Origin of the sequence: Corynebacterium sp. KPL1824 (assembly GCF_000478095.1) — a bacterium.
Classification (GTDB): domain Bacteria; phylum Actinomycetota; class Actinomycetes; order Mycobacteriales; family Mycobacteriaceae; genus Corynebacterium; species Corynebacterium accolens.
The window spans coordinates 1,333,792-1,354,932 of record NZ_KI515749.1; the positions used below are offsets into that span (position 1 = coordinate 1,333,792).

Here is a 21,141-nt window from a genome sequence, read left to right on the forward strand (position 1 = left end):
GAGAAATGTTTCCCGGATTAAATAATCAAGAACGCGCTACGGTGCTGGCTGAAGCCCTGCCGTGGCTGCAGCACTTCCGCGATAAAATCGTCGTCGTCAAGTATGGCGGCAACGCCATGGTGGATGAGGAGCTCAAGGAAGCCTTTGCTGCGGATATGGTGTTTCTGCGCACCATTGGAGCAAAGCCCGTTGTCGTCCACGGCGGCGGCCCGCAGATCAATTCCATGCTGGATAAGCTCGGCATCGAAGGCGAGTTTAAGGGCGGTTTCCGCGTCACCTCGCCCGAAATCATGGACGTGGTGCGCATGGTCCTTTTTGGCCAAGTCGGCCGCGGTCTGGTGAACCTCATTAACTCGCACGGGCCCTACGCCGTGGGCACAAGTGGCGAAGACGCTGGGCTTTTCCGCGCTACCAAGCGGTTTGTGGAGGTAGAAGGAGAGGCAACCGATATCGGGATGGTGGGCGATATCGTGGAGGTTAATCCGGCAGCCGTCAATGACATCATCGAAGCCGGCCGCATCCCGGTGGTCTCAACCATCGCACCTGGAGCCGATGGCGAGGTATATAACATCAACGCCGACAGCGCCGCGGGTGCGCTAGCGAGCGCATTGGGAGCAGAACGCCTTGTCATCTTGACCAACGTGGAAGGCCTTTATACCGACTGGCCGAATAAAGATTCCTTAGTCTCCAAAATCGAAAGCGATGAGCTTACTGGGCTGCTTCCCGGCCTGAGCTCCGGCATGATTCCCAAAATGGAATCCTGCCTCAATGCCGTGCAGGGCGGGGTATCCGCGGCGCACGTCATCGACGGCCGAATAGGCCATTCTGTGCTCCTTGAGCTTTTAACCCCAGGCGGCATTGGAACGATGGTCCTGCCCGATGATTACGAAAAGCACGATTATCCCGAAGGCACAGTGTTCAGGAAGGACGATATCGCATGAACGCGCAAGAAACATTAACCGGCCGGTGGTCAGAAACGCTGGCTAATACCTATGGCCAGCCGCCACTCGGCCTGGTGTCCGGGGAGGGCGCCACCCTTACTGATGAAAACGGGAAGAACTACATTGACCTGCTGGCCGGTATCGCCGTGAATTCCTTGGGCTATGGCAATGCGGAGGTAGCAGATGCTGTTGCCAAGCAAAGCCGCACCCTTGTGCATACCTCCAATCTTTTTGCCACCCAACCCGTGCTGGACGCCGGGGCAAAACTGATCGAGCGGGTGGGCGAAAGTGAGGCGCGCGTATTTTTCTGCAACTCCGGATCGGAGGCAAACGAGGCGGCATTCAAGCTCGCGCGGCTGACCGGTAGGCGGCGCATCCTTGCTGCGCACCATGGTTTTCACGGCCGCACGATGGGCTCTTTGGCCATGACTGGGCAGCCTGATAAGCAAAAGGCATTCCGCCCACTGCCTAGTGGCGTGGAATTTTACCCCTACGGCGATATCGATTACCTGCGCCAGTTGGTGGAGCAAGACGCCGCGGATACCGCCGCCATCATCTTCGAGCCCATTCAGGGCGAGACCGGAGTCATTCCTGCTCCTGCCGGTTTTATGCGGGCCGTTTCTGAGTTATGCGATGAGCACGGCATTTTGCTCATCGTCGATGAGGTCCAAGCCGGGGCTGGGCGCACGGGGCAGTTCTTTGCCCACGAGTTTGAGGGAATTTCCCCCGATGTCATCACCATGGCCAAGGGGTTGGGTGCCGGACTGCCCATCGGCGCCACCATCACCCGTGGGCGCGCCAAGGACTTATTCCAGCCAGGTTCCCACGGGACCACCTTTGGCGGAAACCCCGTGGCGTGTGCGGCGGCCAATGTTGTACTCGATGCCCTGGATCAGGAGTTCTTGGATGAGGTCTCCGCCAAGGGCGAGTACTTGGCGCAGCAAGTCAAGGAGATTCCCGGGGTCAGCGAGGTGCGCGGGCGCGGTCTCATGCTCGGAGTTGTATTAAATGCACCGGTTGCTCGCGAGGCCGTCAAGCGCGGATTCGCGCAGGGAATTATTCTCAACGCCCCGAGCGAGAACGTCCTGCGCCTTACCCCGCCGCTGATCATATCGCAGCAGGAAATCGATGCTGCCCTGGAAAAATTACGCACCGTTGTGGAGGAATTAGTATGAACTTGCGCCATTTTTTAGCCGATGATGACCTGAGCCCAGAGGAACAAAAGGAAGTCCTCGATCTGGCGGTCCAGCTCAAGGCCGACCCGTTCGCGCGGCGCCCGTTGGAGGGGCCAAAGACGGTAGCCGTCCTTTTTGATAAGACATCTACACGCACCCGCTTTTCCTTTGAAACTGGAATCGCGCACATGGGCGGCAGCGCCATTACCGTTGATTCTTCTGGCACTCATATGAGTAAGGGCGAGTCCTATCAGGATACGGGTGCGGTCTTGTCCCGCTACGTGGAGGCCATTGTCTGGCGCACTTATGCCCACGACAACCTGGAGCAGATGGCGGAGACTTCGACGGCTCCGCTGGTCAATGCGCTTTCTGATGACCTGCATCCTTGCCAAATCCTGGCCGATCTCCTGACCTGCCGGGAAAACCTAGGTGACCTTACAGGCCGCAAGGCGGTTTATCTTGGGGACGGCAATAATAATATGGCCAATTCTTATATGATTGGCTTTGCTACCGCAGGCATGGATATTTCCATCGTTTCACCGGAAGGGTTCCAACCGCGTCCCGAATTTGTCGAGCGCGCACGGCAGCGCGGCAATGTGACGGTGACCGATGATGTGGAAGAAGTGTCCGGCGCTGATGTGGTAATAACGGATACCTGGGTATCTATGGGACAGGAAAACGATGGGCAGGACAGGCGCACCCCGTTCTTGCCGTATCAGGTCTCTAAAGACGTGATGGCAAAGGCAAAGAAGGACGCGATTTTCTTGCACTGCCTGCCGGCCTATCGTGGAAACGAGGTGACCGCAGAGGTTATCGATGGACCGCAGTCCCGGGTATTTGATGAAGCAGAAAACCGCCTGCATGCCCAAAAGGCATTGCTGGTGTGGTTGCTCGATATCAATAAGGAGAATAGCTAGCCATGAGTACCCCGAGCACTCGTACTGCCCGGCAGGCAAAGATTTTGGAAATCCTGGACCGCAACCGCGTCACGAGCCAGGTCCAATTATCGGAGCTCTTGTTGGCAGAAGGCATCGACATTACGCAGGCCACGCTCTCGCGAGATCTTGATGAGCTGGGAGCAAAAAAGGTCAAGCGAGATGGCGGGCGCTCGTACTATATGGTCGCCGGCGAGCTGGAGCAATTCGAAGACCAGGTGGGCGGTCCGCGCGAGAAGCTGCGGCGCATGTTGGATGAATTGGTGGTCTCCCACGATTCCTCGATGAATATTGCGATGCTGCGCACACCAGCGGGCGCGGCGCAATACCTCGCCAGCTTTATCGACCGCGTGGGTCTCCACGACGTGGTGGGGTGCATCGCTGGTGATGACACCATCTTTGTGCTGGCGCGCGAGGGGGTCACCGGTGCGGAATTGGCGGAAAAGCTGAAGGCGCAGAAGATTTAAAGAAGAGTGGCATTCTCGCACCTACTCGTATATTATTTAAGTAAACGCATTATTTTCAAACACTGAAGGAGACTTAGCATGTCTGCACGCGTAGTCTTGGCCTATTCCGGTGGCCTCGATACCTCGGTAGCCATTCCATACCTGGCAAAGATGACCGGCGGCGATGTCGTTGCCGTTTCCCTCGACTTGGGTCAGGGCGGCGAGGATATGGAGTCAGTACGCCAGCGTGCGCTCGATTGCGGTGCGGTGGAATCCATCGTTATCGACGCCAAAGATGAGTTTGCGGAGCAATACTGCGTGCCCACCATTAAGGCGAATGGCATGTACATGAAGCAGTACCCGCTGGTATCTGCCATTTCCCGTCCGCTTATTACCAAGCATCTCGTAAAGGCCGCGCAGGAGCACGGCGGAACGCACGTTTCTCACGGTTGCACCGGTAAGGGCAATGACCAGGTGCGTTTTGAGGTGTCCTTCCGCGCCCAGGATCCATCGCTAGAGATCGTCGCCCCAGCGCGTGATTATGCATGGACCCGCGATAAGGCCATCGATTTTGCCGAAGAGATTAACCTGCCCATTGAGCAATCGGCGGCCTCGCCATTTTCCATCGACCAGAACCTGTGGGGCCGTGCGGTAGAAACCGGCTTCCTGGAGGATCTGTGGAACCCACCGACAAAGGATCTCTACGCATATACGGAAGACCCGGGCCTGGGCAATGCTCCGGATGAGATCATCATTTCCTTTGAGAAGGGTGTTCCGGTTGCCGTCGATGGCAAGAAGTTGACCCCGCTGCAGGTCATCGAAGAGGTCAACCGCCGTGCTGGTGCCCAGGGCATCGGCCGCTTGGACATGGTGGAGGACCGGTTGGTGGGCATTAAGTCCCGCGAGGTCTATGAGGCGCCTGGTGCCATGGTGCTCATCCAGGCTCACGAGGCGCTGGAGGATGTCACCGTGGAGCGCGAGCTGGCACGCTACAAGCGCCTGACGGATGCGCGGTGGTCCGAGGAGGTTTACGACGGCCTGTGGCACTCGCCGCTCAAGCGTTCCCTGGATGCCTTCATCGAGGAATCCCAGGAGAACGTCACCGGCGATATCCGCCTGAGCCTGCACGCAGGTACTGCGACCGTCACCGGCCGCCGCTCCGGCCAGTCGCTGTACTCCTTCGATCTGGCTACCTACGACACCGGCGATACCTTCGACCAGACCGCTGCAAAGGGCTTTGTTCAGTTGCACGGCTTGTCCACCCAGATTTCCAACCAGCGTGACCGCGAGGGTGGTTTCCCCACCAGCGCAGAGAAATAGGCACCGATGGAACCATACAAGACTAACGAAGGCGCACTCTGGGGCGGCCGGTTCTCCGGCGGCCCTTCCGAGGCGATGTTCGCCCTTTCGGTGTCCACCCATTTTGACTGGGTGCTTGCCCCTTACGACGTGCTCGCCTCGAAGGCGCACGCCAAGGTGCTGCACAAGGCAGGGCTGCTTTCCGATGCCGACCTCGACACCATGCTTTCCGGCCTCACCGAGCTCGGGGAGAAGGTAGCTTCGGGAGAATTTGTCCCAGCGCCCACCGATGAAGACGTGCACGGCGCCATGGAGTGTGGCCTCATCGACATCGTCGGGCCCGAAGTAGGCGGCCGCCTGCGCGCGGGACGTTCCCGCAACGACCAGGTCGCCACGCTCTTTCGCATGTGGGTGCGCGATGCCATCCGCGATACGGCCCTGCAGGTCTCCGAGCTTGTCGATGCCCTAGCGGATCAAGCCGCCGCGCATCCCGAAGCCATCATGCCGGGCAAGACGCACTCCCAGGCCGCGCAGCCCATCCTGCTTGCCCACGAATTATTGGGCCATGCCCAACCGCTGCTGCGCGATATTCAACGCCTGCAGGACTTGGATAAGCGGCTAGCCGTATCCCCGTATGGCTCGGGTGCACTCGCAGGTTCCTCCCTGCAGCTTGATCCAGAGGCCATCGCGGCGGAACTCGGCTTCGATTCAGCCGCTGAAAACTCCTTGGATGGCACCGCTTCACGCGATTTCGCTTCGGAGACGGCCTTTGTCTTGGCACAGATTGCCGTTGACATGTCCAGGCTGGCAGAAGAGATCATCTACTGGTGCACCCCGGAATACGGCTACGTCACCTTGGACGACGCATGGTCCACGGGCTCATCCATCATGCCGCAAAAGAAGAACCCGGATATCCCGGAACTTACCCGCGGCAAGACTGGGCGCCTGATTGGCAACCTCACTGGCTTGCTATCCACGCTGAAGGCACAGCCGCTGGCCTATAACCGCGACCTACAAGAGGACAAAGAACCGATCGTGGATTCGGTAGCACAGCTCAACTTGCTGCTGCCGTCGATGACCGGGCTCGTGTCCACCTTGTCCTTCAATGAGGACAGGATGCGCGAGTTGGCGCCACGCGGATTCACCCTGGCCACCGACCTAGCCGAGTGGATGGTGCGCCAAGGCGTGCCCTTCCGCGAAGCACACGAAGCTTCCGGCGCGTGCGTACGCATCGCCGAAGAGCGGGGAGTGGACCTGGTGGACCTCACTGATGAGGAACTCAAGGGCGTCGACAAGCGACTGACCCCAGAGGTGCGCAAGGTTCTGACCATCGACGGGGCCGTTGCTTCCCGCACAACAAAAGGCGGAACCGCCGGCGTCCGCGTTGCTGAACAGCGCGAAACCGTCCGCGAAAATGCCGCCGCGGCGCGCGAGTGGGCGCAGAAGCCGTTGCGCTAACTGGCGAAATCCCCCTTCTTACCGCATGGTCTATGGCCATGCGGTTCTTTTATATTTCCAACGGGGGTAGGAGATCGACTCATTCCCAAGGTACTAACCGTGTTGTTGAACAAATTGGGGGTAGTGGTGACATGGGTTACATAGTGTTGTGTTAATGTCTTTTCGAGGAATGAGACCTAGTACACGCATTCCTGCCAATGAAAGGACGATCTCTAAATGACTGAAAATTCTCCGCCGTCTAGTACTGGGCCGCACGAGAATGAGAAGGCGGTTTTCGCATCGGAAGATCATGGCCTTCAAAAGGGGATGGGCAATCGCCAGCTACAGATGATTGCCATCGGTTCCGCGATTGGTACCGGTCTTCTTTTGGGTACTGGTAGCCGCCTGCAAACCGCCGGCCCCTTCCTAGCGGTGCTTTACCTCATCTGTGGTTTCTTCGGCTACATAATCCTGCGATCCCTTGGCGAGCTCATCGTCTACCGCCCAAGCTCCGGCTCTTTCGTCTCCTATGCTCGAGAGTTCTACGGCGAGAAGGCTGCGTTTGTTACCGGCTGGCTGTACTGGGGAAACTGGGCCATGACTCTGGTCGCGGATGGTACTGCGGTGGCCATCTACATCAAGTGGTTTAGCCAGTACACAACATGGCTTGACTCGGTACCGCAGTGGACGCTTGCCCTCGTCGTCATCTGCAGCATCTTGGTATTCAACATGCTTTCGGTGAAGATCTTCGGTGAGCTGGAATACTGGTTCTCACTGATTAAGATCGTCGCTCTGATTATCTTTATGCTCGTGGCCATCGGTGTTCTAATCTTTGGTCATCCGAGTGGAGACCCGACTGGCTTCAGCCTGATTTCTAGTACCGGTGGCTGGTTGCCTAATGGCTTGCTACCTGCCGTGATTGTCATCCAGGGTGTTGTCTTTGCTTATGCAGGTATCGAGCTGGTGGGTACCACCTCCGGTGAAACCAAGGACGTAGAAAAGCACATCCCGCGCGCGGTAAACAACGTCCTCCTGCGTATTTTGGTCTTCTACTTTGGCTCTGTTCTGCTGTTGACCCTAGTGCTGCCGTACACCAACTACGTGGCAGAAGTGTCGCCCTTTGTGACCTTCTTTGAGTCCCTTGGCGTTGGCGTGGCCGCTCCAATCTTCCAGCTGGTGGTTATTACAGCCGCTATTTCCTCGCTTAATGCTGGCCTGTATTCCACCGGCCGCATTATGTACAACATGTCTACCTCTGGCTCGGGCCCGAAGTTCGGTGCCCGTATGTCCAAGTCGGGCGTGCCCTATGGCGGCATCGTGATGGCAGCCCTGGTGGGCTTGGCAGGTGTCTTCCTCAACTATGTCGTGCCTGAGATGGCATTCGAAATCGTCCTCAACCTGGCTGCGTTGGGCACTCTAGCCTCGTGGGCTGCGGTTGCTCTATCTCACCTGAGGTTTATCCAACTATCCAAGAGTGGGCGTTATACTCGTCCTGGGTACCGCTCACCATTTGGTCAAGGCGGAGACTGGGCGGTACTGATCTTCATTGGCCTGGTAATTATCCTGATGGCCTTTGATTATCCGATCGGAACCTATGCGCTTGCATCGACCGTGCTGCTCATTCCGGTCTTTGTGGCAATGTGGTTTGCATGGCGCGAGCGTATCCGCACTATTGCGGAGGAGAGGAAGGCAAAGCACCTGCCAACCTCGAGCTTCCCTGCCGCACCACAAACAGACCTTCACTCCAAGAACTAAGAAAGGAATTCTTATGAACCACGCTGTTAAGTTTGTAGACGTCGAAAATATGGCGCGCTGGATTCAGCGCGAAGGCGTAGAGAACATCATTACTGGAATGGTGGATTACCTCGAGGCTGACTACCGCGAATGGGAGCGCTTTGACAAGATTCCGCGCGTTGCCTCCCACACCCCGTTCGGCGTCATCGAGCTGATGCCTACCTCTAACGGTAAGGAGTACTCCTTCAAGTACGTTAATGGTCACCCGTCCAACCCTGCTCGCGGTTACCAGACCGTTACCGCATTTGGTGTTATCGCTGACGTCGACAATGGTTACCCGACCTTCGAAGCAGAGATGACCCTCCTTACCGCGCTGCGCACCGCCGCCACCTCCGCCATGGTGGGCAAGCACCTTGCGCGCAAGGATTCCAAGCGCATGGCGATGATTGGTGCTGGCTCGCAGTCCGAGTTCCAGGCACTGGGCTTCCGTGGCGTCATGGGCATCGAAGACATCACCATCTACGATATCGACCCTGAAGCAGTGGAAAAGTTCAAGCGTAACTTGGAGCCACTTGGCTTTAATATCACCGCCTGCTCTAGCGTCGACGAGGCAGTACTGGGCGCAGATATCATTACCACCTGCACCGCCGACAAGGCTCAGAACCAGATTCTTGCTGATCGCCACGTTGCCCCAGGCGTACACCTCAACGCAGTCGGCGGTGACTGCCCAGGCAAGACCGAGCTCGAGAGCTCCATCCTGGACAAGTCCAAGGTCTTCGTGGAATTCCCTGAGCAGACCCGCATCGAGGGCGAAATCCAGCAGAAGCCGGAAGACTTCCCGGTCGTGGAGTTCTACCAGGTGCTCACCGGTCAGGCCACCGGCCGCGACGATGATGAGCAGATCACGCTTTTCGATGATGTCGGATTCGCCATCAATGACTTCTCCGCGCTGCGTTACCTGCGCGATTCCGTCAAGGGCACCGACTTGGAGTCCGAGATTGACATCATTGCCAACCCGGACGATCCTAAGGATCTGTTCTCCTTGGTTGCTAACGTTCCGTCCCTGCTTTAAGGCACGGGTGGGGCAGAGGGATCCAACTTCTCCCTCTGCCTCGCTAAGGTGAGAACCACTATCCCTAGAAGTTGTAAGAGGTCCTTGTCTTCCTGCAAGGCAAGGACCCTTTGTCATATTCGGATGTTTTGCACTAGTTAGTGATCCGGCATCCCGTGGAATGTTGCGGGCTGGCTCTTTATGCCACCTGCAACGTTGTGCAGCATAATGCCACGCTGTTCGGCTTCCTCAGCGAAGGCCGAGATGAAGCTGGCCGATCGCTTGCCGGAGGCGCAGTACACCCAGGCGTCGCTAAGCCCCGCGCCCTGCAGGGAATCGAGCAAGCAGCGCGCTGCCTCTGGATCTTCCTGCCACACGGTGGTCGGTAAGTGGTAATGCTTCGCGGTGGCGTCAAAAAAGAAATCATCAATGGCGGCCTCCCCGGCTTCGCGTACATCGATGGCCACGGCGCCGGCGCGCAGATCGTCGAACATCGCCGCGGTATCTTCGGCCCCCGGTAAGGCACAGGCAGCGCCACCGTAGTTGTGCTGCAGCTGTGTGGTTAGCTCACGTGCCGGGTCGTGGGGCACGCGGAAGTGAGTGATGGAGGAAGTCAGGGCATCGTAGATGCTCAACAGACCTACCCGGTCGCGGTTCATGCCGGTGGCGAACTGGATTAGCTCGGTCGACATCAGGCCCGCGACCACGCTTGTGGTCACGCCCAGCACGCCGGCGGTGGCGCAATCCGGCACGGAATCGGGATCGGGTTGCAGGGGATAGAGGTCCCGCATGCCCACGCCCGATTCGGCACCGGGTCCAGACCACCACACTGCGCAGTCGCCGCGAAATCGCAGCACCGAGCCCCATACCAGCGGGGTACCCGTGATCTCCGCAGCATCAGCGGCTAGGAATTTGGTGGCAAACGTATCGGAACCATCCACCAGGATGTCCACTCCACGGAGATAATCCACGGCGTTGTCGGCGGTAAGGCGGTCGCGAATCGCATGCACCACGATGCCGGGCTGCAGCTGTTCGAGCTTTTCGGCGGCGACGTCCACCTTGGATCTACCCACATCCTGGGTGCCGAATAGGATCTGGCGGTGGATATTGGTCAGATCCACCGTGTCGTCGTCGATAACAGAAATCTCGCGCACACCGGCGGCAGCCAGTTGCTGCATCAGGGGGCATCCCAATCCGCCAGCGCCGATGACAAATACGTGGGTGCCGTGCAGCGCTTCCTGCTGGGCGATGCCAAAACCGGGCAACAGGGTCTGGCGGGCCACTCTATGCAGCTCTTCGCGGGGCAGTTGGCTCATTACAGGACCTTATCTTCCCAGCTCGCCAACCCTTCAAACGATGACGAGGCCACGGCATGCTGCCTTTTCGGAATGCGCCCAGCTTGGCGGGCCAACCGGCCGCCTTCCACGGCGTATTTCATTGCAGTCGCCATCGCCAGGGGATCCTGGCAGCGGTTGATGGCACTGGCTAAAAGCACGCCATCGCAGCCCAGCTCCATGGCCAGTGCAGCATCGGAGGCCGTGCCCACACCGGCATCCAGCAGCACGGGAACCTGGGTGCGCGAACAGATCAGCTCAATATTGTGCGGGTTCAGGATACCCAGACCCGTACCAATCGGCGAGCCCAAAGGCATCACCGCATCCACGCCCACGTCTTCTAGCCGCTTGGCGATGACCGGATCGTCGCTCGTGTATGCCAGCACCACGAATCCTTCAGCAACCAGCATCTCGCAAGCATCCACGAGCTCCACCACGTCCGGTAGAAGCGTGCGATCATCCGCGATCACCTCTACCTTCACCCAATTGGTGCCCAGCGCCTCGCGGGCTAACTTGGCGGTGGTCACGGCATCGCGGGCGGTGCGGCACCCCGCAGTGTTGGGTAGCACGTCAATGTTTAATCGTTGTAAGAGCTCGAAGATGGACTCGCCACCGGGACTATTAGCGCTGTGCCGACGCATGGCGACGGTGGTGAGCTCCGTACCGCTGGCAACCAGGGATTGCTCCAGCATGTCCTGGCTGCTGGCCCCGCCGGTTCCCATTACTAGATGCGAATCGAATTGTTTATTTGCAATAGTAAGCATCGGAGATTCCTAACCGCCCTGTACGGCGATGAGGATATCGAGCTCATCGCCGTTGGCGACTTCATAAGACCAGTTGCTGGCTGGAACGACATCGCCATTGACGGCTACGGCCACGCCCTTTGGCGAGGCATCGCCAGTCTCTGCTTCTACGATGGCGCTCACGGTGATCGGCCCATCGCTGTTGCGGGGTTCTCCATTAACCGTGTATTCCATGGTGCTTATTCCTTTCTTTTGTGGCTATCGGGCGTGGCGTAGCGGATCGCAGGCCGAAATGTCTATCCCCGGGGACGTGCCCAATCCCAACTGGGCACCCACCTTAGCCCCCAGGGCGGACAGGAGGATTCCGTGGCGGAAGTACCCGGTGGAGATCACTAGCCCGTCGCGTACTTTGCCCAGGTAGGGCAAATCATCGGGGGTGCCTGGCCGGGCTCCAACGATCGCTTCGATGAACTCGCAATCCTCCAGTCCCGGAACCACGCGGATGGCATCGCGAAGGAGCGTGTGCACACCGTCCACAGACGGGCCCTTGCGGTTGTCCTCGCGGCTGGTGGCACCGATAGCGATGGTGCCGTCGGTGCGGGGGATAACATACACCGGCCGATCCTCCACGAATGCGCGCACCACCCGGGTGATTGGCGCTAGCTCTTCTGGTACCCGCAGCCGCAGCATGTCACCCAACACCGGCCGTAGTGCTAGGGGATTGGCGCCCTCGAACCAGCCATCCACGTCCTTGGCGCCCAGCCCGTTGCAGAGGTAGATCATGTTGGCAGTGACCATGGGGGCATCGGCAAGCTGCACATTTTGGCCGTCGATGCGCGTTGCTGCCGTGGACAGAAAGCGAACCCCGGCGTGCTGCAGGTATTCCAGCAGGCACGCGCTGAACATGCGCGGGTTGATCTGATGATCGCCCGGGATTTCCACTGCGGCGGCCAGTTGGGGGCTGAGCCCAGGCTCTAGCTTTCGTGCTTGCCGAAGTGGCAGCGCGTGGGCATCCATGCCGTGTTTCTGCTGTAGCGCCAGCAGCTCGCGGATGTGCACGCCATCGGCGCGGTCGGCGCCTACCACCAGGGTGGATTCACGGCGATGCCCGGTCGGTGCGGTGGTTTTCGCACTCAACCTGATTAGCAAATCCGGGAACATCTCGCCCGAAGCAACCATCAGCGGGTACAACGGCTCTTGCCGGTATTGCACCTCCGCCACCGGAGCCAGCATGCCGCCGGCCACGAAAGTGGCACCGCTAATGGGGTGGGGATCGATCACCACGATTTCCTGTGGGTCGACACCCGCATCCACCAGCTCGAATGCGGTGGTAAGCCCGATGATTCCCGCGCCAATGATGGCGTGCTCGGCATTATGCATGTGAACCTGTGGCTGCATTCGCGCGGTCGAAAGCTCGGACAACCGTGGTCGCCAGCGCAGACGGATCGTGGGAGTCCATGAAGGCGCGCACAATCGCGACTCCAGCCACACCGGTGTGGGCCAGCGCTTCGGCGTCGGCAGCCTGCACGTCTCCAATCGCCACCACCGGAACGGCCGAAGCCGCGACGAGCGGGGGATAGCCTTCCAACCCGAGCGGGGCTCGACCAGAGGATTTCGTGGGCGTGGGGCGGAACGGCCCGGCACCGATGTAGTCGATCACATCGGCGTACTCGTTGGCACCCTGCACGAGCTCGAGGGTGCCGGTGGTCAACCCGATGATCGCATCCTCGCCAAGGATTCGTCGTGCCAGGCGCGGATCCAGGTCGTCCTGGCCGATGTGTACGCCGTGGATATTGTGGTTACCCATCAGCGCGGCGGCCACGTCGACTCGGTCATCGATAAGCACCCGCGTTGCTGGATTGGCCTCTTCGACCGCCGCCGCCACGTCGATAGCAAGCGCGGTCAGATCGCGCACGCTAATGGGTTTGCTGCGAACTTGAATCACGCCCGCGCCACCGGCTGCTGCCGCTGCGGCAACCTGCACGACCTTCTCCTGCGGTACACCCGTCACGTGGTAACACCGCAGATCCAGTTGCTTAGCGCGCACTGTGTCCCGCTGCTTCCTTTTCCAGATCCTCGGCTACTTCTTTGGCCTCGCTGCGGTTCAGATACAGCTTGGAGCCCGCACGACGGAACTCCTCGGCCATTTCTTCTTCGCCTTCAGCATTAGAGAAGTGCTCTTCGTCCACGCTCTGGCGGCCGAAGCCAGGCAAGCCGAGGTCCTTGACTAGCGATTGCTCTCGGTCGGTGGCCAGCGCCTCGTCGATCTTCTCGCCGAATGCGTCGCGGATATCCTGGCTGATGCGCATGGAGCAGAATTTTGGTCCGCACATCGAGCAGAAATGGGCGGTCTTCGCCGGCTCCGCGGGCAGGGTTTCGTCGTGGTAGGACTGGGCGGTATCCGGGTCCAGGGACAGGGCGAACTGGTCGTGCCAACGGAATTCGAAGCGAGCCTTGCTCATCGCATCGTCCCACTCGTGGGCGCCAGGGTGGCCCTTGGCGACGTCCGCCGCGTGCGCGGAGACCTTGTAGGTGATCACACCAGTCTTCACGTCGTCCTTATTCGGTAGGCCGAGGTGCTCCTTCGGGGTGACGTAGCACAGCATCGCGGTACCACCCATCGCGATATTGGCCGCACCGATGGCGGAAGTGATGTGGTCATAGCCGGGAGCAATATCGGTAACCAGCGGTCCCAGGGTGTAAAACGGCGCGCCGCCGCACCATTCCTGCTCCTTGTCGTTGTTGACCTGCACCATGTTGAGCGGCACGTGGCCTGGGCCTTCTACCATGACCTGAACGTCGTACTCCCAGGCACGGTGGGTCAATTCACCGATGGTTTTCAGTTCAGCGAACTGGGCTGCGTCGTTGGCATCGGCGATGGAGCCGGGGCGCAGGCCATCGCCAAGCGAGAACGCGACGTCGTACTTGGCGAAGATCTCGCACAGCTCGTCAAAGTTCTCGTACAGGAAGGATTCCTTGTGGTGGGCTAGGCACCAGCCGGCCATGATGGAACCGCCGCGCGAAACGATGCCGGTCACGCGCTTGGTGGTCAGCGGCACGAAGGGCAGGCGCACCCCGGCGTGGATCGTCATGTAGTCCACGCCCTGCTCGCATTGCTCGATTACGGTATCGCGGAAGATTTCCCAGGTCAGGTCCTCGGCCACGCCGTCGACCTTCTCAAGGGCCTGGTAGATCGGCACGGTACCGATCGGCACCGGAGAGTTGCGCATGATCCACTCGCGGGTGGTGTGAATGTCGTTGCCCGTGGATAGATCCATCACGGTATCTGCGCCCCAGCGGGTAGCCCAGCGCAGCTTGTCCACCTCTTCGCGGATGGAGGAGGTCACTGCGGAGTTGCCGATATTGGCGTTGATCTTCGTGTTGAAGGCATTGCCGATGATCATCGGCTCGGATTCCGGGTGGTTGATATTATTCGGGATGATTGCCTTACCGGAGGCAACCTGCTCGCGCACCTTTTCTACGTCGCAGTGCTCGCGCAGTGCGACGTATTCCATCTCCGGGGTGATAATACCCTGGCGGGCGTAGTGCATCTGGGTTACGCGCTTGCCTTCCTTGGCTCGCAGCGTCTCGCGGCTTATACCCTTCCACTCATCGCTGGCCTCGCCACGCTTGAGGGCGCGGTTACCGTCGTCCAACAGGTTGCGGCGCCGGCCCTCGTAGGCCTCCACATCGCCGCGAGCTTCGATCCACTCGCTGCGCAGAGCCTCTAGCCCCTCTGTCGGCTCGGCCCACGGGCCACGTGTGCGGTAGAGCTTCTGCGGCGCGTTCGGGCCGGTAGGGGAATCGTCCAGCTGCACCTCGGTCTCCGGCACCTGTAGGGTGAAGGTCTTGCCGAAGGATTCCACCTGCTTTTCGATGGGGGCGAAGCTGTGCTTCGGGTGGATTTCCGCACCGTACTCGTCGTTCGGGATGGTAGTACGGGTGTGCTGGGCAGACGTATCCGTCATAGTTGACTCTCCTCATTCTTCCTTCGCTGGTTCTAACCAGGCAGGTTCTAGCGGTACTCACGCGGGCATACAGCGCGATCTCAGCTCGATACCTCGAGCGCCCGTGTTCGGTTGCGCCTTCCACTGTAACGCACACCACGCGAGGGTGAAGTTATGGGTTAGGCGATTGACCGAGGGGACATCGGCAAGCAACATCAGGGAGTCACTAAATAGCTTGTCTGGGGTACGGGTTAGACTAGGCAGCATGATCGATCAGAAGCTCCTAGAGATCCTCGTGTGCCCCATCGACAAGCAGCCGCTGGAGGATCACGGCGACTATTTGGTGAACCCAAGGCTGAACAAGGCCTATCCGGTGCAGGATGATATTCCGGTCATGCTGGTCGACGAAGCCAAGGACTGGCCCATTAAGTAGAGCGCCGCGCTCTGGAAAGACAACACGTAATAGGGAACAAGGGAGCACCTACGTATGAGCAACACCACGAACATTATCGATGAACTGCAATGGCGCGGGCTGATCAACCAGTCCACAGATCTGGAGGCATTGAAGGAAGCCGCAGAGAGCCCGATCAGCTTGTACTGCGGTTTTGACCCGACGGGAAGCTCGCTGCACGCTGGCCACCTCGTGCCGCTGATTATGCTGAAGCGCTTCCAACGCTTCGGCCACCGTCCCATCGCGCTGGCCGGTGGCGCGACGGGAATGATCGGTGACCCGCGGGATGTCGGAGAGCGCTCCATGCTCTCAGAAGAGCAGATCGCAGAGAATATGCAGGCAATCAAGGACCAACTTGAGGCCTTCGTGGACTTCACTGAGGCGGGCGAGTCCGCAATCCCGGCGGTTATGGTGAACAACGCGGACTGGACTAGCCAGATCAACGTCATCGAGTACCTACGCGATATCGGTAAGAACTTTTCGCTGAATACCATGCTGGACCGCGATACGGTCAAGCGCCGCCTGGAATCCGACGGTATTTCCTACACCGAGTTTTCCTACATGCTGCTGCAGGCAAACGACTTTGTGCACCTGCACAAAGAGTACGACTGTGTGCTGCAAATTGGCGGTGGCGACCAGTGGGGAAACATCGTTTCCGGCGTCGATCTGAATCGTCGCGTGAATGGTGCGAAGGTCCACGGCCTGACGGTGCCGTTGGTGACAGATGCCGAGGGCAATAAGTTTGGCAAGTCCACCGGCGGCGGCAAACTGTGGCTGGATCCACAGCTGACCAGCCCGTACTCCTGGTACCAGTACTTCATTAATGCTGGCGACGCGGTGGTTATCGACTACCTGCGTTGGTTTACCTTCCTCACTCAGGAGGAGATCGCAGAGCTGGCACGCAAGGTAGAGGAGGAACCCCACAAGCGTGAGGCGCAACGCGTATTGGCACGGGAGATGACCACCCTGGTGCACGGCGAGCAGGCCACCGAAGCAGTGGAGCTGGCTTCCCAGGCGTTGTTTGGTAAGGCAGAGCTGCAGGATTTGGACGAGGCCACGTTGTCTTCCGCATTGCAGGAAACCGAGATTGCCGAGGTCGGCCCAGAGGCAACGATTCTGGATCTGCTGGTTGAGGCGGGACTGGAAAAATCAAAGGGTGCTGCGCGCCGCACCGTGGGCGAGGGCGGCGCTTACGTGAATAACCAGCGCATCGAGGACATCGAGTGGTCGCCGAATTCCAACGATCTGCTGCATGGTTCGTGGCTCGTGTTGCGTAAAGGCAAGAAGCGTTTCGCCGGAGCACGGGTTGTGAATCCTTCCTAGGGGCGTCACCTTAGCTGTTAACTGATCCCTTGGTAATTGCATTTTTACGCTTTTGCCAGGGGATTTGTGTGTTTTTCGGGGTTGGGTGTAACTTTATCGAAGTCGCCGAGAGGTAGCCGGTTGGTTACTTGTTTGTGACTTTTTGTACTGACTTGGCTCGAGGATTTGACTTGGTTCAGGTTGTTGGGTAAGTTGGTACGAGCCGCCGCTGAGAGGTTAACGTTTGGTTAATTTTCTTGTGGTGTGTGGATGTTGTTTGAGAACTCAATAGTGTGCCAATGTACTTATTTTTTATTTTTGTGTGCATGGTTGTGTGTTGATTGGTCTGTTGGCCGGCGAACCTAATGGTGGTTTGTTGGTTGGTGTGTGCCGGTAAGGTGTTGGAATACGCATCTTTTTGAATACTGTTTAGTGTTTCGGCTGCATTGATGGATTGGTTGGCATGTGATTGTGTTCAACTTTTTGTCTCCCTTTTTTGTGCCCCGTCGGGTTGGGGAGGCAGTTTATTTTTCTTTGTAGTAATTTTTGGACGCCAGCATGGGCCTGCTTTTGTGGGTTTGTGGTGGTTTGTTCTTTTGGTTAGGTTTGGGCTTTTCACGGCCTTTTCAGGATTTTGTTGTTCTGAAATTTCTTTTTGTGGAGAGTTTGATCCTGGCTCAGGACGAACGCTGGCGGCGTGCTTAACACATGCAAGTCGAACGGAAAGGCCCTGCTTGCAGGGTACTCGAGTGGCGAACGGGTGAGTAACACGTGGGTGATCTGCCCTGCACTTCGGGATAAGCTTGGGAAACTGGGTCTAATACCGGATAGGAGCCATCTTTAGTGTGGTGGTTGGAAAGTTTTTTCGGTGTAGGATGAGCTCGCGGCCTATCAGCTTGTTGGTGGGGTAATGGCCTACCAAGGCGGCGACGGGTAGCCGGCCTGAGAGGGTGTACGGCCACATTGGGACTGAGATACGGCCCAGACTCCTACGGGAGGCAGCAGTGGGGAATATTGCACAATGGGCGCAAGCCTGATGCAGCGACGCCGCGTGGGGGATGAAGGCCTTCGGGTTGTAAACTCCTTTCGCTAGGGACGAAGCTTTTTGTGACGGTACCTAGATAAGAAGCACCGGCTAACTACGTGCCAGCAGCCGCGGTAATACGTAGGGTGCGAGCGTTGTCCGGAATTACTGGGCGTAAAGGGCTCGTAGGTGGTTTGTCGCGTCGTCTGTGAAATTCTGGGGCTTAACTCCGGGCGTGCAGGCGATACGGGCATAACTTGAGTGCTGTAGGGGTAACTGGAATTCCTGGTGTAGCGGTGAAATGCGCAGATATCAGGAGGAACACCGATGGCGAAGGCAGGTTACTGGGCAGTTACTGACGCTGAGGAGCGAAAGCATGGGTAGCGAACAGGATTAGATACCCTGGTAGTCCATGCCGTAAACGGTGGGCGCTAGGTGTGAGGGTCTTTCTACGACTTTCGTGCCGTAGCTAACGCATTAAGCGCCCCGCCTGGGGAGTACGGCCGCAAGGCTAAAACTCAAAGGAATTGACGGGGGCCCGCACAAGCGGCGGAGCATGTGGATTAATTCGATGCAACGCGAAGAACCTTACCTGGGCTTGACATACATCAGATTGGGCTAGAGATAGTTCGTCCCTTTGTGGTTGGTGTACAGGTGGTGCATGGTTGTCGTCAGCTCGTGTCGTGAGATGTTGGGTTAAGTCCCGCAACGAGCGCAACCCTTGTCTTATGTTGCCAGCATTTGGTTGGGGACTCATGAGAGACTGCCGGGGTTAACTCGGAGGAAGGTGGGGATGACGTCAAATCATCATGCCCCTTATGTCCAGGGCTTCACACATGCTACAATGGTCGGTACAACGCGCTGCGACACTGTGAGGTGGAGCGAATCGCTGAAAGCCGGCCTTAGTTCGGATTGGGGTCTGCAACTCGACCCCATGAAGTCGGAGTCGCTAGTAATCGCAGATCAGCAATGCTGCGGTGAATACGTTCCCGGGCCTTGTACACACCGCCCGTCACGTCATGAAAGTTGGTAACACCCGAAGCCGGTGGCCTAAACGTGTTAGGGAGCCGTCGAAGGTGGGATCGGCGATTGGGACGAAGTCGTAACAAGGTACCCGTACCGGAAGGTGCGGGTGGATCACCTCCTTTCTAAGGAGCTTTTATTTTGGCTGCAGTTGCAGCCAATGGCCCACAGTTGTGGGTTGCCCACTGTTGTTTGATGGTGGGTTGGTGGTTGAGTGGGCGAGTGTTCTGCTGCCACCGAATATGGAAATTCCGGGTAGGACATACACCTTAATCAGCAGGGTCTAAGTGTTGAGACAGTGCTTTGTGACATGCGTAAAAGTGTCCATGCATACAGGAAGTAAAGTTGATTGGTAAGTCGTTGGTGCATTGTTGGGTGTCTGGGGCATTATCCCCTTTTGTGTGTGCCTGACTGGTTGATGAGCATCGTTTGTTGTGGTGGTGTTTGTTGCTGGTTGGGGTGTTGTGTGAGAACTGTATAGTGGACGCGAGCATCTCACATGATGCCGCCTGCTTTTGTGGGTGGTGTCTTGTGTGTGTGATGTGATTTTTCTTTTTGTTTATTTTGTCAAGTTCACTTGTTGCTGCCACATGCTGGCTGCATGGCTTCGTGTTGTGTGGTTTGTGTGTGGTGGTTGGTGTGTTCGTTATTTAGGGCGCATGGTGGATGCCTTGGCATGCTGAGCCGATGAAGGACGTGTAAGGCTGCGTTAAGCCTCGGGGAGTTGTCAATAAAGCGTTGATCCGAGGATGTCCGAATGGGGAAACCTGGCCCTGGTTATGTGGGGTTACCCTTCAGTGAATTCATAGCTGTTGTGGGGGTTACGCGGGGAAGTGAAACATCTCAGTACCCGTAGGAGGAGAAAATAATAATGATTCTGCTAGTAGTGGCGAACGAACGTGGATGAGGCTAAACCGTGTGCATGTGATACCTGGTAGGGGTTGTGTGTGCGGTGTTGTGGGGCCTGATTTTGTGTCATCTACCAGTGGCACGCCCTGTGCATTGTTGTTAGGTGAAGTGGTTTGGAATGATCTGCCGGAGTAGGTGAGAGTCCTGTAGCTGAAGATGATGATGTGGGGGTTGTTGGGTTCCCGAGTAGCAACGGGCTCGTGGAATCTGTTGTGAATCTGCCGGGACCACCCGGTAAGCCTAAATACTCAGTGTGACCGATAGTGGATAGTACCGTGAGGGAATGGTGAAAAGTACCCCGGGAGGGGAGTGAAATAGTTCCTGAAACCATGTGCTTACAATCCGTCAGAGCACCTGTTTGTGTGTGATGGCGTGCCTTTTGAAGAATGAGCCTGCGAGTCAGCGGCATGTCGCGAGGTTAACCCGTGTGGGGTAGCCGTAGGGAAACCGAATCCTAATGGGGTGATAAGTGGCATGTCCTGGACCCGAAGCGGGGTGATCTACCCATGGCCAGTGTGAAGCAGCTGTAAGAGGTTGTGGAGGCGCGAACCCACGTAGGTTGAAAACTGCGGGGATGAGCTGTGGGTAGGGGTGAAAGGCCAATCAAACTCCGTGATAGCTGGTTCTCCCCGAAATGCATTTAGGTGCAGCGTCGCATTTAGCTTGGTGGAGGTAGAGCGACTGGTTGGTTGAGCGGGACTACAATCTTAGCAATGTCAGCCAAACTCCGAATGCCATCAATTGTGTTGTGCGGCAGTGAGACTGTGGGGGATAAGCTTCATAGTCGAGAGGGAAACAGCCCAGATCGCCGGTTAAGGCCCCTAAGGGTGTACTAAGTGGAAAAGGATGTGGGATCGCGAAGACAGCCAGGAGGTTGGCTTAGAAGCAGCCATCCTTGAAAGAGTGCGTAATAGCTCACTGGTCGAGTGGTTCTGCGCCGACAATGTAGTGGGGCTCAAGTACACCGCCGAAGCCGCGGCAAGCAACATTTTTTTGTTGTTTGGGTAGGGGAGCGTCGTGCATGGGTGGAAGCGTTACCGTGAGGAGGCGTGGACTGTGTGCGAGTGAGAATGCAGGCATGAGTAACGAATTGTAAGGTGAGAATCCTTACCGCCGGATGACTAAGGGTTCCTGGGTCAAGTTCGTCTTCCCAGGGTGAGTCGGGACCTAAGGCGAGGCCGACAGGCGTAGTCGATGGATAACCAGTTGATATTCTGGTACCCGTACATGTGCGCCCATGATAAAGCACGGATACTAACCACTGCGGATACGCTACCTTTTCACTTTTTGAGTGTTGGTGGTGTTGATGTCGTGGGGCCTGATGTGTGGTTCAAGTGATGGGGTGACGCAGTGAGGTAGCCGCGCCACTTAGTGGATTGGTGGTGTAAGC

Annotated in this window: 16 protein-coding genes, 2 rRNA genes and 1 riboswitch (1 of these 19 only partly in view); of the genes, 12 read left to right on the forward strand and 6 right to left on the reverse strand. The window is 57.8% G+C overall.

Annotated features, from left to right (window positions below; translation table 11 throughout):
• Window positions 1-5: 5 nt before the first annotated feature.
• The 8 genes from argB (at window position 6) to HMPREF1267_RS06240 (ending at window position 9,039) form a co-directional block, all read left to right on the forward strand.
• The gene (argB, locus tag HMPREF1267_RS06205) at window positions 6-941 is read left to right on the forward strand and encodes an acetylglutamate kinase (protein WP_005282711.1); all 936 of its coding nucleotides are present in this window, start codon (window positions 6-8) and stop codon (window positions 939-941) included.
• Window positions 938-2,116, forward strand: coding sequence for an acetylornithine transaminase (locus HMPREF1267_RS06210; RefSeq protein WP_023028762.1), 1,179 nt, complete (start codon window positions 938-940; stop codon window positions 2,114-2,116). The genes argB and HMPREF1267_RS06210 overlap by 4 nt, the downstream gene beginning before the upstream one ends.
• Window positions 2,113-3,033, forward strand: a complete 921-nt coding sequence (gene argF / locus HMPREF1267_RS06215; protein WP_005280336.1) for an ornithine carbamoyltransferase — start codon at window positions 2,113-2,115, stop codon at window positions 3,031-3,033. The genes HMPREF1267_RS06210 and argF overlap by 4 nt, the downstream gene beginning before the upstream one ends.
• Before the next feature lie 2 nt (window positions 3,034-3,035).
• Window positions 3,036-3,518: an arginine repressor gene (locus HMPREF1267_RS06220; RefSeq protein WP_005280337.1), complete on the forward strand. Its 483-nt coding sequence runs from the start codon at window positions 3,036-3,038 to the stop codon at window positions 3,516-3,518.
• Between the two features lie 78 nt (window positions 3,519-3,596).
• Complete coding sequence (locus HMPREF1267_RS06225) at window positions 3,597-4,817, forward strand: argininosuccinate synthase (protein WP_023017895.1); 1,221 nt, start codon at window positions 3,597-3,599, stop codon at window positions 4,815-4,817.
• Window positions 4,818-4,823: 6 nt separating this feature from the next.
• Window positions 4,824-6,254, forward strand: a complete 1,431-nt coding sequence (argH, locus tag HMPREF1267_RS06230; protein ID WP_023028763.1) for an argininosuccinate lyase — start codon at window positions 4,824-4,826, stop codon at window positions 6,252-6,254.
• Window positions 6,255-6,470: 216 nt separating this feature from the next.
• Window positions 6,471-7,988, forward strand: coding sequence for an amino acid permease (locus HMPREF1267_RS06235; protein WP_023017897.1), 1,518 nt, complete (start codon window positions 6,471-6,473; stop codon window positions 7,986-7,988).
• 13 nt (window positions 7,989-8,001) lie between these two features.
• Window positions 8,002-9,039, forward strand: coding sequence for an ornithine cyclodeaminase (locus HMPREF1267_RS06240; RefSeq protein WP_005280341.1), 1,038 nt, complete (start codon window positions 8,002-8,004; stop codon window positions 9,037-9,039).
• A 137-nt stretch (window positions 9,040-9,176) separates the two neighbouring features.
• Here the strand turns inward: HMPREF1267_RS06240 and HMPREF1267_RS06245 are convergent, their stop codons facing one another.
• From HMPREF1267_RS06245 to thiC, 6 genes are read right to left on the reverse strand one after another with little or no spacing between them, the layout of a single operon-like run.
• Entirely contained in the window at window positions 9,177-10,334 is a 1,158-nt protein-coding gene (locus HMPREF1267_RS06245; RefSeq protein WP_023028764.1) for a ThiF family adenylyltransferase, read from the reverse strand.
• On the reverse strand, window positions 10,334-11,116 hold the full coding sequence (locus HMPREF1267_RS06250; protein WP_023028765.1) for a thiazole synthase: 783 nt from the start codon (window positions 11,114-11,116) through the stop codon (window positions 10,334-10,336). Before HMPREF1267_RS06250 ends, HMPREF1267_RS06245 begins: the two co-directional genes overlap by 1 nt.
• A 9-nt stretch (window positions 11,117-11,125) precedes the next feature.
• Window positions 11,126-11,329 (reverse strand): sulfur carrier protein ThiS, encoded by a 204-nt coding sequence (gene thiS, locus HMPREF1267_RS06255; RefSeq protein WP_023017900.1) that lies wholly within the window; start codon window positions 11,327-11,329, stop codon window positions 11,126-11,128.
• 24 nt (window positions 11,330-11,353) lie between these two features.
• Entirely contained in the window at window positions 11,354-12,475 is a 1,122-nt protein-coding gene (gene thiO, locus HMPREF1267_RS06260) for a glycine oxidase ThiO (RefSeq protein ID WP_005280345.1), read from the reverse strand.
• The gene (locus HMPREF1267_RS06265; protein WP_023028766.1) at window positions 12,468-13,142 is read right to left on the reverse strand and encodes a thiamine phosphate synthase; all 675 of its coding nucleotides are present in this window, start codon (window positions 13,140-13,142) and stop codon (window positions 12,468-12,470) included. The genes thiO and HMPREF1267_RS06265 overlap by 8 nt, the downstream gene beginning before the upstream one ends.
• On the reverse strand, window positions 13,132-15,063 hold the full coding sequence (thiC, locus tag HMPREF1267_RS06270; protein WP_023028767.1) for a phosphomethylpyrimidine synthase ThiC: 1,932 nt from the start codon (window positions 15,061-15,063) through the stop codon (window positions 13,132-13,134). Before thiC ends, HMPREF1267_RS06265 begins: the two co-directional genes overlap by 11 nt.
• A 1-nt stretch (window position 15,064) precedes the next feature.
• Window positions 15,065-15,178, reverse strand: a riboswitch (TPP riboswitch).
• Window positions 15,179-15,307: 129 nt separating this feature from the next.
• Here thiC and HMPREF1267_RS06275 point away from each other — a divergent pair.
• The 4 genes from HMPREF1267_RS06275 to HMPREF1267_RS06290 form a co-directional block, all read left to right on the forward strand.
• Window positions 15,308-15,475 carry a Trm112 family protein gene (locus tag HMPREF1267_RS06275; RefSeq protein ID WP_005282762.1) on the forward strand — a complete coding sequence of 56 codons (168 nt, stop codon included), beginning with the start codon at window positions 15,308-15,310 and terminating at the stop codon, window positions 15,473-15,475.
• 54 nt (window positions 15,476-15,529) lie between these two features.
• The gene (tyrS, locus tag HMPREF1267_RS06280; RefSeq protein ID WP_005280349.1) at window positions 15,530-16,816 is read left to right on the forward strand and encodes a tyrosine--tRNA ligase; all 1,287 of its coding nucleotides are present in this window, start codon (window positions 15,530-15,532) and stop codon (window positions 16,814-16,816) included.
• A 633-nt stretch (window positions 16,817-17,449) separates the two neighbouring features.
• Window positions 17,450-18,967: ribosomal RNA gene (locus HMPREF1267_RS06285) — 16S ribosomal RNA — on the forward strand.
• Window positions 18,968-19,481: 514 nt separating this feature from the next.
• Window positions 19,482-21,141, forward strand: a 23S ribosomal RNA gene (locus HMPREF1267_RS06290) (it continues 1,419 nt past the right edge of the window).
• Together the 16S and 23S rRNA genes form the textbook arrangement of a ribosomal RNA operon.